Genomic DNA, 12,777 nt, shown 5'->3' with positions numbered 1-12,777 from the left:
GGTAGATTATTCTCGTCGGTAACTTCGTTTCTTCCGTGGAACTTGCGGGCATATCTGCTCTTATGCACAAGAACTTACGTTCATTTATAGATTCGCTCCGAAAGGAAAATGACCTGGTCGAGATATCCGCTGAGGTTGATCCATATCTCGAGATCGCCGAGATACATCGGCGGGTGATCGATGAACAGGGGAAAGCTCTGCTGTTCACGAATGTAAAAGGTTCGGAGTTTCCCGTCGTCACAAATCTCTTTGGAACCAAGAAGCGTATCGATCTCGCATTCGGCTCTAAGCCGCTCGAATTTGTAAAACGTGCCGTCCACGCTGCCGAAAACCTTTTGCCGCCGAAACCCGCGAAGCTCTGGGAATATCGCGACCTTGCCTTTTCCGCTCTAAAGTTCGGTACTAAGACTGTAAATAAAGCTCCGGTTCTCGAAAGCCGTCAATCATCCGTCGATCTAGAAAAACTGCCTCTTCTCCAGCTCTGGCACGAAGACGGCGGACATTTTGTCACGCTTCCGCTCGTTTACACCGAGAGCCCGGTGAACGGCAAGCACAATCTCGGGATGTACCGCATCCAGCGTTACGATAAAAGCTCGACCGGCATTCACTGGCAGATAGGTAAAGGCGGCGGCTTTCATTATTTTGAAGCGGAAAAGCAGAACAAATCGCTGCCTGTGACGATATTCCTTGGCGGCGCTCCGGCGATGATCCTTTCGGCCATAGCTCCGCTGCCAGAGGATATTCCCGAATTAATGCTCGCCTCACTCCTCAATGACGGCAAGATCGCGACAACCAAAAACCCGCTCGGACCGGACCGTCATCGCCTGATCGCGGAAGCCGAATTTGCGATCTGCGGCTTCGTCGCTCCGCACGAACGCCGTCCCGAAGGGCCGTTTGGCGATCATTACGGTTACTATTCGCTGGTCCACGATTATCCGGTATTCCGTGCCGACGCTGTTTTTCACCGCAAAGATGCGATCTATCCGGCAACCGTCGTTGGAAAGCCGCGTCAGGAGGATTTCTTCATCGGCGATTATTTGCAGGAGCTTTTGTCGCCGCTATTTCCGCTCGTGATGCCTGGCGTTCGGGATCTGTGGAGTTATGGCGAAACGGGATTTCATTCGCTGTCCGCTGCTGTTGTCAAAGATCGATACGCCCGTGAAGGCCTCTCCGCCGGTTTCCGCATCCTTGGCGAAGGCCAGTTGTCGCTGACCAAATTCTTGCTGCTTACCGACCGGCCTCAGGATCTGCACGATTTCAAAACGCTTTTCGAACACATCCTCGCCCGGGCCGAGTGGCATCGAGATCTTTTTATTTTTAGTCAGACGGCATTCGACACCCTCGACTATGCCAGCGGCAAGATCAATCACGGCAGCAAAGCGATCCTGATGGGCTTTGGCGAAGCCAAAAGGGAACTCGCACGTGAATTCAAAGGCGAAATTCCCGCCGGCATCACTCGTGCAGAGGTTTTCTGCGGCGGATGCATCGTCGTCGAAGGCGACAGCTACGAGCACGATAAAGATCTTGCTTCGAGGATCGCAAAAGCCGGCAAATTCGACGATTGGCAGGTCGTCGTCATCCACGATGACGCCGATTACGCGAAGTCGACCGAGAAGTTCCTCTGGGCGACGTGGACGCGATTTAACCCGGCGACCGATATTTATGCCAAAGAAACAACCGTCCAGAACAACCACATCGGCTACTCAGCCCCGATCGTCATCGATGCCCGCATGAAGCCGTGGTATCCCAAAGTGGTCGAGCCTCGCGAGGATATTATAAAGCTCGTCGATACGCGGTGGAACGAATATTTTCCTCGGTAATTCTCTGCCGTAGAGCGGCAATTGAATTTAGCCGTGGGTTTCAACCCACGGAAATGAGGAAATATCTTCGCTGTCGCGTCAGCGACAATTGATTCAGCCGTCGCTGACGCGACCACAACGTTGATGCACTAGTCCGTGGGTTATAACCCACGGCTAAATTCATTCGATCGCTACGCGATAAAAAACCGTGATTTTCAAACGCGTCCTCTATATTTTCCTTCTAGCCTCCCTGATCGCCAGCGCGTGCCTCGCCTACGCGTATTTCATTGAGCCGCAGCGGCTGGTTGTAAACCATTCGCAAATAACCATAAAAAACTGGAATCCCGCATTCGACGGACTCAAGATCGTGATGCTTGGCGATATTCACGGCGGTTCGAACTATGTGACCGAAGAAAAACTGCGGCTCGTCGTTCAAAAGGTCAACGAACAGCAACCCGACCTCGTGGTCATGCTCGGCGATTTTGTTTCCGAGGTCCACGAAGATAAGCCGGTTTTCCCGGTCATTCTAAAAATGCCGGCCGAAACGATCGCGGACAATCTGGCCGGGATGAAGGCAAAGTACGGCGTCTTCGCGGTGCTTGGGAATCATGACGGCTGGTACAACGATGATATGGTTGCATCCGGATTGACGCGGGTCGGCTACAAGGTACTCCGCCACGAGGTCGCGGCGATCGAGAAGGACGGCCAGCGGCTGCGCATATTCGGGATGATCGACCATCTCAAACTCAACAAAACTTGGCAAAAGACTTCGGACGATGCCAAAGCGATCGTGGAAAACAGCGGCTCGGGCGATCTGATCGTCCTGCAGCACAGCCCCGACCTTTTGCCGATCATCTCGGGCGACCTTTCCATCTCGCCCGACCTCAAACTTATGCTCGCCGCCCACACCCACGGTGGCCAGGTTTGGATGCCGGTATTTGGACGCCCGATCGTTCCGTCATTCTTCGGCCAAAAATACGCCTACGGCCACATTCGCGAGAACAACGTCGACCTCTTTGTCACTAGCGGCGTCGGAATGAGCGTTCTACCGCTGAGGTTCATGGTTCCGCCGGAAATACAGGTACTGACGATCAAGGCTCAATGAACTGCATTCGCCGCCGTATTTTACCAGAATAGTGTCTACAACTGTCCACAGCCTGTCCACACGGCTGTCCGCAGGGTGTCCGCGATGCCTGGCGGACAGCTAAACTTTCTATACACGTGGTTTAGTGGTGTTTCAGAACACCGAAAGCCCAACTTTTCGCAAAAAAACTCACACAGGTTTTCAAAGATCGACGTTGCACGCCATTACTAGATGCAATACTGTCGCATAGATAGCACATTTAGTGTCAAGAGTCAAGCATTTTTTTTTCAGGCAGCAACTCGGATAAAAGCGTTCGATGGGACCAAAGACGAGGAATGCAACACTATAGTTGTGCTTACATTCCATATGAAGTGATCGAGAATTTCTGGTCCGGTTAACCTCGCAAATCCCAGCCGAGATCGCTTTAACATTCCCTTCACCCGCTCCAGATCACCATCGTTTTTCGCCGGTTTCAATCCCAGGATCCTGCACATCAAGTTGTAAACATCGACATTGGGAAATGATTCCGCCACAAAACCGCGTTTGAATGCCGGGCCGTGGGCGAGGAAGATGGCCTGCATTTCCTGGTATTTGTTGTCGTAGCCGTGGGCTCCGCGAGGGCGGTCTTTTTCGTCGAGGTCACGCACAAAGCTGTCGTAACGGGCGTGGCTGGTCGTGATCCAGCCTAGTTCGCTGGAGCAGATGAGCGGGGCGACGCGTTTGCCGTCGTTGTAATGCAGGCGTGCCGGGATCTCGCCCTTTTTCCAGCAGGTGACGTGCGGCAGATCTTTTACTTTCGAATAGATCTCGTCTATCTTGCCGGGCTTTGGAAATATCTGGACTATTTCGTTCGTCCACAAAATTCGGTCGGTCAGTGCATCAAAATTGAACGCATCGTCGAGGAATGTGACGTTCTTAAAATTGTAATTTGCCATACCGTGATCGGCGACGATGATGACGTTGGTTTTGCGGTCGATACCGCGTTTTTTTAGGCCCTGCATCAGGCGTCCGATATAGCCATCAACCTCGCGGACGGCATATCCTGTTTCCTCGGCATCTGGGCCGAATTCGTGGCCGATGTCGTCTGTCGTCGAGAAATACATCGTTAGTATCGTCGGCCGTTCGGCAGCCGGTTTGTCGAGTTGGGCGAGGATCTTGTCGACACGCATATCGTTGGGGACCCTTCCGTTATAGGGCCGCCAAGAAGACGGCAACTCGTTTTCTATCGGAGCTTCGCTTCCGGGCCAGAAATAGCTCGCGGCTCTTTGCCCTTGCTTCTCCGCCGTAACCCAAATAGGTTCGCCGAGCCACCACCGCGGGTTTTGTACCTCTTCGCGTTTCGACATCGAGAACGTCACGCCAAAATCGAACACGTTATTTTCCACAATGCCGTGATTCTGCGGATAGAGGCCGGTCACGATCGTGTAATGATTAGGGAAAGTTTTGGTCGGAAACGAAGGGGTCATCCATTTCGCCCTCACGCCTTGTTTCGCCAACCGGGAAAGAGCTGGCGGGGCGTATTTATCGACGTAATCGTACCGAAACCCGTCGAGCGATATGAGGATCACGGTCGGTTTGAGGTCACGGATCGGTTTCTGAGCGTCGGCAGCAACACCCGAAACCGCGATACTAGCCAAAACCAACACAACACAGACGAAAAATCGTTTGATCATAATTCCAACTTTAACTGAATTTGCTCTATTATATTCCGCAAAAGACAATTACCTAAATCTAATCAAGGAGACTCGATAATGAAACGTCTGAATTCCACCTTAACTCTAGCGATCTGCCTTTCCGCTCTGCTCGCCGTCAGCCTCGCCTGCAGCGGCAGTGTGACGACTAATACGACGACAAGCAACAACGCAGCCGCCAATTCGGCCACTAACACCACGACCCCGACCGCAAGCACACCGGCTCCGTCAACACCGAAAAATATAGCCGGTGAATATGACGCCAACGGCACAAACCCGGACAGCGGCGGCACCTATAAAGCGGCCCTGACGATCACGCCTCGTGAAGATGTATTTCAATTCTCCTGGAAATCGGGCAAAAACGATTACGATGGCGTCGGAGTACTGCAAGACAGCGCGGTCGCGGTTGCGTTCACCGACGGCAAAAACGGCGACGGCTGCGGCGTTGTGCTTTACAAGGTCAACTCTGACGGCTCGCTCGACGGCAAGGTCGGCTACTGGGGCGTCAACAAAATGGAGACCGAAAAGGCCGTCCGCAAGAGCGGAACCGATCTCGAAGGCGAATACGAGATCACCGGCAAAAATCCTGACGGCCAGGAATACAAGGGCAAACTCAATGTCAAGAAAGAAGGCCTGGGTTACGCATTCAACTGGTCGGCACCTGACACGCTCGAAGGCTTCGGCATTCAGGCAGGAAACCTCGTCGCAGTTGGCTTCGGCGGCAAACAGTGTTCTTTCGTCGGCTACGACATCAAACCCGACGGCACGCTCGACGGCAAATGGGGTTTTAAGACCTCGAAAACTCTGGGAACAGAAGTCGCGAAAAAGAAGTAGAATAGAAAGACAGATGTTTGTGTTTTTCTCTACTTTATCGTTCCGGCCGGTGGTGCTTTTGATAGCGATCACCGGCCTTGTTTTTGTTACTGCCTCGTGCGGCGGCCCTGCCGAACGCATCCGCGAGAAGTCGGTTGTCCAGGCATCGCCCTCACCAACTCCGGGCGAACGCGAGATATCGGGCGTTTTCAATGTCGAAGGCTCGGCCGAGAACGGCAACAACCCGTATACCGGCGTTTTGACTATCCAGCCGCAAGGCGATGCATACGGCTTTCGCTGGACAACGACCAAAGGCACGCGGGTTGGAACAGGCGTACAGATAGGGAACGCAACAGCCGCGAGTTTTGCCGCAACCGGAGGCGGTCAGGGCTGCGGAGTCGTCCTGTACAAGATCGCCAGCGACGGTTCGCTCACTGGGCGAATCGGGCTGTGGGGCGAAGGCAAGTACGCGACTGAAACCGCGATACGCGTCGAGGGACGTAGCTTCGTCGGAAAATATTCGGTAAAGGGAACGTCGCCCGATGGCAAACCATATCAGGGCACGCTCGCCATCGTCAAAGACGGCAGCGGATACGATCTAACGTGGAGCCTGCCCGAACCCCGCTTGGCATTTGGCATCTGGAAGGGAAGCGTCGCCGCCGCGAGCTTTGGCGGCAGGCAATGCAGCTTCGCCCTCTACGACGTACAGTCAAATGGGAATCTCGATGGAAACTGGGGCGGCCAGGCTGCCGTCACCTTCGGCACCGAGACCGCGAAGTCACGATGAAGTAGATCACCTTAAGAATTCTAGTAAAATTGAGCCACCATCCTCAAGACAAATCAATATGCCTTTTCCCGGCTCGGTAACTGCACTCGTCGCTATGGCGGTTCGCTCCGAAACAGATCTAAAAAATTGGACGTCTATTAATCCGCCGGTTGCATTCTCTATATCCGTTTTGCGACGTTCATACCCCCCAAAACCCGATAGAGCCCAGTCTGCATCCTCAGCCCGCGAGTGAACGAATCGTTGTCCTCCGAATAGCCTGTTCCGATCTGTGTCAGGGTTGGGCAATTCCATCTCGTGATCGATCCAGGTCTCATGCTCGGCAGGCGAACTAACCTCGATCACCTCAGCTCCGGCCTCGGAATATAGGACGCGATGGCGGATCTCCGGCGGTTGCAAGATGCAGTCGCCTGATTCGAGCCAGAACGGCGGCCCCTGGTCTTCGTAGACAACCTCGATTCGGCCGCGAACGCAATAGATCATCTGGAAATCGATCTTGTGATAATGAACCGAATCAGGAACCTCACCGCCGAACGGAAGGCGAATGTGCGAAGCGATCAGCTTGCCGCCCAGACGGCCCGGGATCAGATCGCGATATTCCATTCCGGCCCGGCCGCGAACAAAGTCAGAACCGCCTGCGTGAGCGGGCGGAAAGTCCTCGCGAGCAATCAACGTTTCTTGCGAAAATGAATTCGGATCGTGTTCCGGCTCCCCTCCACCCGCTAACGCAGGTGGTACTGCCTTGAGCCGCACGAGCTCGCCGCCTTTCGACATTAACGCTTCACGGGGCGAATCGGCGGGGAAGATCATGTCGAGGCGGAAACCTCTCTTCTTGTGCTCCTCGATCGATTGGTCGAGGCCGTCGCACATGATCTCGGTTTGCTCGATCACTACTTCCAATTCTTCCTCCATACCGACTTCGTCTCTTCGTCGAGCAAAGATCGGCGGAATGGCAGGTTATTGAGGATCTTGTTCATGACGAAATCCCAGTCGCGGTACGGATTGTCCTTGATCTTTTCAAACCTGAGCATGCCGAATTCGGTCTCGTCGTCGTTGCGAAAATACAGCTCACGCGGCTCGTCTTCGCCGTCTTCGACATAAAAATAACGAGTAACGAAATGCCAACGCATTTTTTGTTTGTCGTACTTCTTCGTCCTGTGATAGGTCCATTCGTCCTGCATAAATTCTGTTAGAGCAACTGCGTCCTATCGGCTTCTTCGCCAAGATCTTCGGATGTGAATTTCCTGTATTTGTTGACAGGAGGAAATTCACCATCCTGCCAGTCGATCGCCGCCTGTTTCGCTTCGCCGACTGTGTCGGTGACGAAATTCCAATAGATCACCGTCGGATCAGGCAGCGGCTCGCCGCCGAGGATCACAAAGCGAGCGTTCTCAGTCGCTGTAAAACTCAGTTCGTCGCCAGCCGTGAGCTTCGCGAGGTCGTGGAGCTTTATCTGCGTTCCACTGATCTCGATCGAGCCGTCGGCAACGTAGATCGCGAGTTCATGTTCAGGATGAATCGTCAGGTCAACACTCGCACCTTCATTAATCACGACGTCAAAATAGCTCAGTTCCTGATACGTCGGGATCGGCGAAATGTTGCCGTGAAGTTCACCGGCGATGACCGTGATCGAAGCTCCGTCGATCTCGAGCATTGGCAGAACCGCCGCCGGAAAATTGTCGAACGCGGGTTCGACCTTCCGCTTGTCATGAGGCAAACCGACCCAGCTTTGCAGGCCGTGCATTCTCGGCTGAGTTTTGGTGACCTGTTCAGCGTGCGTGATGCCGCGGCCGGCGGTCATCCAGTTTACTTCGCCGGCTTTTACGGCTTGTTCGTTATCCAGCGAATCCGTGTGAAACGCCTCGCCCTCGAATAAATACGTCACGGTCTGCAACCCGACATGCGGATGCGGCGGCACGTCGAATAGCTCGGGCGTTACATCCGTCTGATCGAAATGATCCAGAAATACAAACCCGCCAACCCGCCGCAATTCTCGTCGCGGCAAAGCACGGTAAACGATAAGATCGCCCGGAAGGTACGATTCGGTCGCGGTCAGGATGGTCTCTATGGTTCGTTTCATGGCCGCGGCTTGATCAAGACCTCCGACTTGATCGAATTTGCTATATAACAGACCTCATGAGCCTCGTGATGCAACTCGCAGAGTTCTTCCGCCGTCGGAATTTTGCCATTCCAAACGATCCGCGGATCTAGCGTTATCGTCGAGATCCACTGTTTGCCATTGTCTTTCGCCATCTCGCCGACGGCGTTGTCTTCGTATGACTCGACATTAAAACCGGCTTTCGACGCGACCCACAAAAACGACAACATATGACAAGAAGAAGCCGCCGCCACCAATGCCTCCTCAGGATCGACCGCCGCCTCAACCGAGTATGGAAGACGAACTACCTGGGGCGAACTAGATGCAGGAATCTCGATTCCACCGTCAAAACTCCACTGGTGGCCACGAGTATACCTATTCCTTGCAAACGCCTCTGGTGAGTCACTCCTCCACGTTATCTTTGCCGAGTATATTGACATTTAATTGCAAGGTCGCGATTAGATTTAGAATCTGTAACGAAGGTAGTTTGTGGATACCTGCGTGTTCTATTTCACGGCAGCGCGAGTAATTTCGCCATTAATTCCATGATTCCTCACAATCTGGGTAAAATCAAACGGTTTTAGGCAAATGCTCGTCGGCACATCTATTGCGTGAGCTCTAGTGGAAGTTCCTTTTGACTCACATCGGGCCACAAGGACTAAAAGTATGCCCCAAGGAGCTGTGTTGGACCCTTCGGTCTTACGCACGCACAAAGGAGGATCACCATGGTACAAGAAGCATTAAAAACAGATAATAGAAAAAGCAATTTCAACAAACTGATCGGAGTAGCTGAACAAGCAGCCCGAGTAAAATTAGGAGTCGACGAACTAAAAGTCAAAGCCGAACACATGATCGACGATGCGGTAACAGACGCCAAAAGGCTCGCAAAGAAAGGACGCTATGCCGCAGAAGATCTGATCGACGATACCGAATACATGATCAAGAAAGCTCCGATGCGTTCCGTCGGTATTACATTTGCCGCAGGTGTCGGCCTCGGCCTTTTCGCCGGCTGGTTTATTACCCACCAGATCGATCGACACAGGGAAATCTAGTTAGTCGGGTGTCGAACTAGAGATACCTTTTACCGCAGAGCGATAGTCATCCACATCTGCGAAGGTGATCGTCCGGCCCTACATGAGCCGGACGATCTTTCTTTTCTTCCGAAATTACGGCCTCAATCTATACAACATCCGCGGAAACGGTATCGTCTCACGCACATGCTCGATGCCGGCCATCCACGCGGTGCAGCGTTCGATTCCCATCCCAAAACCTGCATGCGGCACTGATCCATATCTACGCAGATCCAGATACCATTCGAAGGTCGCTTGGTCGAGGCCGTGATGTTTGAGCTGCTCGATGAGGTAATCGAGGTTCGCGGCGCGTTCGCCGCCGCCGATGATCTCGCCGTAGCCTTCGGGGGCGAGCAGGTCGATGCCGAGGGCACATTCGGGGCGTTCGGGGTCGACTTCGAAGTAGAATCCCTTTATCGCCGCCGGGAAATGGTGGACGAAGACAGGTTTGCCGTGCTGCGTCGAGAGATACGTCTCGTCCGGTGCTCCGAAATCGCCGCCCCATTCGAAATTGTTCTCGAGTTCGCCCTTTGCATGGCCTTCCTGCAGCATTTTGACGGCATCGTCGTAATGCAGACGCGGGAACGGGGAATTGATGGCTTCGAGAACGGTGGTATCGCGTTCAAGCGTTTTCAGCTCTTCCTGACGGTCGTTGAGGACGCGGTCGACGACCTTCAGGATCATCGCTTCGCCGAGGTCCATCATGTCGACGTAGCTCGCGTAGGCGACCTCGGGTTCGACCATCCAGAATTCGGTCAGGTGGCGGCGGGTCTTGGATTTCTCCGCGCGGAATGTCGGACCGAACGCATACGATTTACCGAACGCCGCCGCCGTCGCTTCATTATAAAGCTGGCCCGATTGCGTCAAGTAAGCCTTTTCATCACCAAAATAATCTACCTCAAACAGCGTTGTCGTGCCTTCGCACGCAGCCGGTGTAAAGATCGGAGTATCAGCGAGCGTGAAGCCGTTTTCGTCAAAGAAATCACGAACAGCTTTGATCACCGTGTGCCGGATCTTCAGCACCGCGTGCTGTTTTTTCGAGCGGATCCACAAATGTCGGTTGTCCATCAGGAATTCGGTGCCGTGCTCCTTCGGAGTGATCGGGTAATCGTGAACGTTTTGCAGAACTTCGAGACCCGTGACATCGACTTCGACACCAAGCGATGAACGTGTATCTTCCTTGACCGTTCCGGTGACTATGATCGAGCTTTCCTGCCCGATCGAATCGGCGAGATCGTACAACGCCTCATCGTTCGGCTTGAAAACAACGCACTGCACGATTCCCGTGCCATCGCGAAACTGCAAAAACACGAGCTTTCCGCTCGAACGCTTGTTGTAAAGCCAGCCTTTGAGCGTGACAGATTCACCGATATGGTCTTTTAGTTGTTTGATGTAAGTCTGTTTCATAAAGAAGGTTAATGGTTAATTCTAACCCTCTTCGTTCAGAGTTCAAACTTCGTATTATGGTTGACTTTGCCGTATACAGTTATCAGACTGAGTTGATACCGGTATGGCAGAAGAAAAGAAAAAAAAGAAGGTCAATTATTCGAGCGCCTGGGCCGAAGCCCGGCGGATCATGTGGGGAGCCAGGTGGCGTTTGCTCTTAGGCAGCGTTCTGATGCTCGTTTCGCGGCTTGCGGGCATGGTTTTGCCGGCCTCGACTAAGTACATCGGTGACGAGATCTTTACGAACAAGCGGTTCGAGCTGTTGAAATGGATCGCCCTTGCGATCGGTATTTCAACGCTCATTCAGGGAGTCACAAGCTTTGCACTCTCGCAGATCCTAGGCGTCGCTGCTCAACTCGCGATCACCAACATGCGAATGCGTGTCCAACGGCACATCGAGCGGCTGCCGATCTCTTATTTTGATTCGACGCAGAGCGGACAGCTGATCTCACGTATCATGAACGACGCCGAGGGAATACGAAACCTCGTCGGCACAGGACTCGGACAGCTTTTAGGCAGCATTGTGACAGCTGCGATATCGATCGGTGTTCTTTTTTATCTAAACTGGCGATTGACGGCGGCAACGATGGTGGTCCTGATCATTTTCGGTTCGGCGTTAATGTATGCGTTTAAGGTTTTGCGGCCGGTTTTCCGCGAACGTGGTGAGATAACCGCTCTGGTCACGGGACGCCTGACGGAATCGCTCGGCGGCATACGTATCGTCAAAGCCTATACCGCAGAGAAACGGGAAGAGCTGTCATTCGCCCGCGGGGCTCACAAACTTTTCCGAAACATAGCCAAAACTGTCACCGGAGTTTCCGCGATCGGTTCATTTTCGTCGATAGTGATCGGAGCCGTCGCCGTCGTGATGATCCTTATTGGCGGTAGTGCTGTACAGGCGGAGACGATGACGCTTGGTGATTTCTTGATGTATATATCGTTCACATTTTTGCTCGCGATCCCCGTTTTTGAGTTAACGTCGATCGGAACGCAGATCACCGAGGCTCTCGCGGGGCTCGACCGCATTCGCGAGGTGCTCGCGATGACGACGGAAGATGACACAGACAAGCTAAAATCCCCGCTCCCGACGATCGAAGGCACGATCGATTTTGAGGGCGTTCATTTTGAATACGATCCAGGCGTTCCCGTGCTGAAAGGCGTGAGTTTTCACTCGCCGGCAGGAACAACAACTGCTTTGGTTGGTTCGAGCGGGTCGGGGAAATCGACGATATTGAGTCTGGTGCTGAATTTCATACAGCCAACAAGGAGTGCGGACACTCCTATCCGCACGACTGAATCAACGGAGGAAAACGAGAATCTTGGACTGGCGGACAAGAGTGTTCGCTCTCCGGGAACGATCAAGATCGATGGCAAAGACCTGCAGAGCGTCAAACTTCGCGACTATCGCCGTCATCTCGGCGTTGTTTTACAGGATAATTTCTTGTTTGACGGCACGATACTTGAAAATATCCGCTTTTCAAATCCGGAAGCGAACCTCGATGAAATCAAGGAAGTTTGCCGTGTTGCGAACGCAGACGAATTCATCGAGAAATTCCCGAACGGCTACGATACCATTGTCGGCGAACGCGGCGTAAAGCTTTCCGGCGGACAGCGGCAACGTATCGCTATTGCCCGCGCTTTGCTCGCTGACCCGCGAATACTTATCCTCGACGAAGCCACCTCGAGCCTCGACAGTGAGTCCGAAGCCCTTATTCAGGAAGGACTAAACCGTTTGCGTCAGGGACGAACGACGTTCGTCATTGCTCACCGTCTTTCGACGATCCGCAGTGCGGACCAGATCCTGGTCGTCGAAACCGGAGAAATTCTCGAACGCGGCACTCACGCCGAGCTGATAGCACTCGACGGACGCTATAAACAGCTTTATGATAAGCAGTACCGATTTGAACAGAATCTTTTCGTAAACCCCGGCGAGGATTTCACCGGAAAGCCGCCTGAGGCATTGGCAAAGACCAAGTTATAGAACAATCATCA

Annotated in this window: 12 protein-coding genes; 6 read left to right on the top strand and 6 right to left on the bottom strand. The window is 53.2% G+C overall.

From position 1 onward, the window contains the following. The first annotated feature begins 62 nt into the window (after positions 1-62). Complete coding sequence (locus tag IPG22_20645) at positions 63-1,820, top strand: UbiD family decarboxylase (protein ID MBK6590690.1); 1,758 nt, start codon at positions 63-65, stop codon at positions 1,818-1,820. A 187-nt stretch (positions 1,821-2,007) separates the two neighbouring features. Further along, positions 2,008-2,904 (top strand): metallophosphoesterase, encoded by an 897-nt coding sequence (locus IPG22_20640; protein MBK6590689.1) that lies wholly within the window; start codon positions 2,008-2,010, stop codon positions 2,902-2,904. A 266-nt stretch (positions 2,905-3,170) separates the two neighbouring features. Here IPG22_20640 and IPG22_20635 read toward each other — a convergent pair whose 3' ends face one another. Then, positions 3,171-4,556 carry an alkaline phosphatase family protein gene (locus IPG22_20635; protein ID MBK6590688.1) on the bottom strand — a complete coding sequence of 462 codons (1,386 nt, stop codon included), beginning with the start codon at positions 4,554-4,556 and terminating at the stop codon, positions 3,171-3,173. Positions 4,557-4,634: 78 nt separating this feature from the next. On the opposite strand from IPG22_20635, the gene IPG22_20630 reads away from it, so the two are divergent. Both IPG22_20630 and IPG22_20625 read left to right on the top strand, forming a co-directional pair. Then, positions 4,635-5,408: a hypothetical protein gene (locus tag IPG22_20630; protein MBK6590687.1), complete on the top strand. Its 774-nt coding sequence runs from the start codon at positions 4,635-4,637 to the stop codon at positions 5,406-5,408. Between the two features lie 13 nt (positions 5,409-5,421). Beyond that, positions 5,422-6,174, top strand: coding sequence for a hypothetical protein (locus tag IPG22_20625; protein ID MBK6590686.1), 753 nt, complete (start codon positions 5,422-5,424; stop codon positions 6,172-6,174). Between the two features lie 6 nt (positions 6,175-6,180). Here IPG22_20625 and IPG22_20620 read toward each other — a convergent pair whose 3' ends face one another. The 4 genes from IPG22_20620 to IPG22_20605 are packed head-to-tail and all read right to left on the bottom strand — an operon-like array spanning position 6,181 to position 8,709. Next, complete coding sequence (locus IPG22_20620) at positions 6,181-7,083, bottom strand: cupin (GenBank protein MBK6590685.1); 903 nt, start codon at positions 7,081-7,083, stop codon at positions 6,181-6,183. Then, the gene (locus IPG22_20615) at positions 7,062-7,352 is read right to left on the bottom strand and encodes a hypothetical protein (protein ID MBK6590684.1); all 291 of its coding nucleotides are present in this window, start codon (positions 7,350-7,352) and stop codon (positions 7,062-7,064) included. The genes IPG22_20620 and IPG22_20615 overlap by 22 nt, the downstream gene beginning before the upstream one ends. 8 nt (positions 7,353-7,360) lie before the next feature. Beyond that, the gene (locus tag IPG22_20610; GenBank protein MBK6590683.1) at positions 7,361-8,251 is read right to left on the bottom strand and encodes a pirin family protein; all 891 of its coding nucleotides are present in this window, start codon (positions 8,249-8,251) and stop codon (positions 7,361-7,363) included. Further along, positions 8,248-8,709 (bottom strand): OsmC family protein, encoded by a 462-nt coding sequence (locus IPG22_20605; GenBank protein ID MBK6590682.1) that lies wholly within the window; start codon positions 8,707-8,709, stop codon positions 8,248-8,250. The genes IPG22_20610 and IPG22_20605 overlap by 4 nt, the downstream gene beginning before the upstream one ends. Before the next feature lie 285 nt (positions 8,710-8,994). Here IPG22_20605 and IPG22_20600 point away from each other — a divergent pair, with 285 nt between their 5' ends. Further along, entirely contained in the window at positions 8,995-9,321 is a 327-nt protein-coding gene (locus IPG22_20600) for a hypothetical protein (GenBank protein MBK6590681.1), read from the top strand. Positions 9,322-9,435: 114 nt separating this feature from the next. Here IPG22_20600 and asnS read toward each other — a convergent pair whose 3' ends face one another. Continuing rightward, a complete protein-coding gene (gene asnS / locus IPG22_20595) occupies positions 9,436-10,746 on the bottom strand; it encodes an asparagine--tRNA ligase (protein MBK6590680.1) in 1,311 nt (436 codons plus the stop codon). Positions 10,747-10,849: 103 nt separating this feature from the next. Here asnS and IPG22_20590 point away from each other — a divergent pair, with 103 nt between their 5' ends. Further along, on the top strand, positions 10,850-12,766 hold the full coding sequence (locus IPG22_20590; protein MBK6590679.1) for an ABC transporter ATP-binding protein: 1,917 nt from the start codon (positions 10,850-10,852) through the stop codon (positions 12,764-12,766). The last annotated feature ends 11 nt before the right edge of the window (positions 12,767-12,777 follow it).

Source organism: Acidobacteriota bacterium (assembly GCA_016703965.1).
GTDB lineage: Bacteria > Acidobacteriota > Blastocatellia > Pyrinomonadales > Pyrinomonadaceae > OLB17.
The sequence above is the reverse complement of the archived record's forward strand: the minus strand, read 5'-3'. Positions and strand labels throughout refer to the sequence as shown.

Excerpts from the sequence above, each read along its gene's own strand:
- IPG22_20645 (MBK6590690.1), top strand. The coding sequence starts at position 63 with ATGCACAAGAACTTACGTTCATTTATAGATTCGCTCCGAAAGGAAAAT.
- IPG22_20635 (MBK6590688.1), bottom strand. The coding sequence starts at position 4,556 with ATGATCAAACGATTTTTCGTCTGTGTTGTGTTGGTTTTGGCTAGTATC.
- IPG22_20630 (MBK6590687.1), top strand. The coding sequence starts at position 4,635 with ATGAAACGTCTGAATTCCACCTTAACTCTAGCGATCTGCCTTTCCGCT.
- IPG22_20625 (MBK6590686.1), top strand. The coding sequence starts at position 5,422 with ATGTTTGTGTTTTTCTCTACTTTATCGTTCCGGCCGGTGGTGCTTTTG.
- IPG22_20620 (MBK6590685.1), bottom strand. The coding sequence starts at position 7,083 with ATGGAGGAAGAATTGGAAGTAGTGATCGAGCAAACCGAGATCATGTGC.
- IPG22_20615 (MBK6590684.1), bottom strand. The coding sequence starts at position 7,352 with ATGCAGGACGAATGGACCTATCACAGGACGAAGAAGTACGACAAACAA.
- IPG22_20610 (MBK6590683.1), bottom strand. The coding sequence starts at position 8,251 with ATGAAACGAACCATAGAGACCATCCTGACCGCGACCGAATCGTACCTT.
- IPG22_20605 (MBK6590682.1), bottom strand. The coding sequence starts at position 8,709 with ATGTCAATATACTCGGCAAAGATAACGTGGAGGAGTGACTCACCAGAG.
- IPG22_20600 (MBK6590681.1), top strand. The coding sequence starts at position 8,995 with ATGGTACAAGAAGCATTAAAAACAGATAATAGAAAAAGCAATTTCAAC.
- asnS (MBK6590680.1), bottom strand. The coding sequence starts at position 10,746 with ATGAAACAGACTTACATCAAACAACTAAAAGACCATATCGGTGAATCT.
- IPG22_20590 (MBK6590679.1), top strand. The coding sequence starts at position 10,850 with ATGGCAGAAGAAAAGAAAAAAAAGAAGGTCAATTATTCGAGCGCCTGG.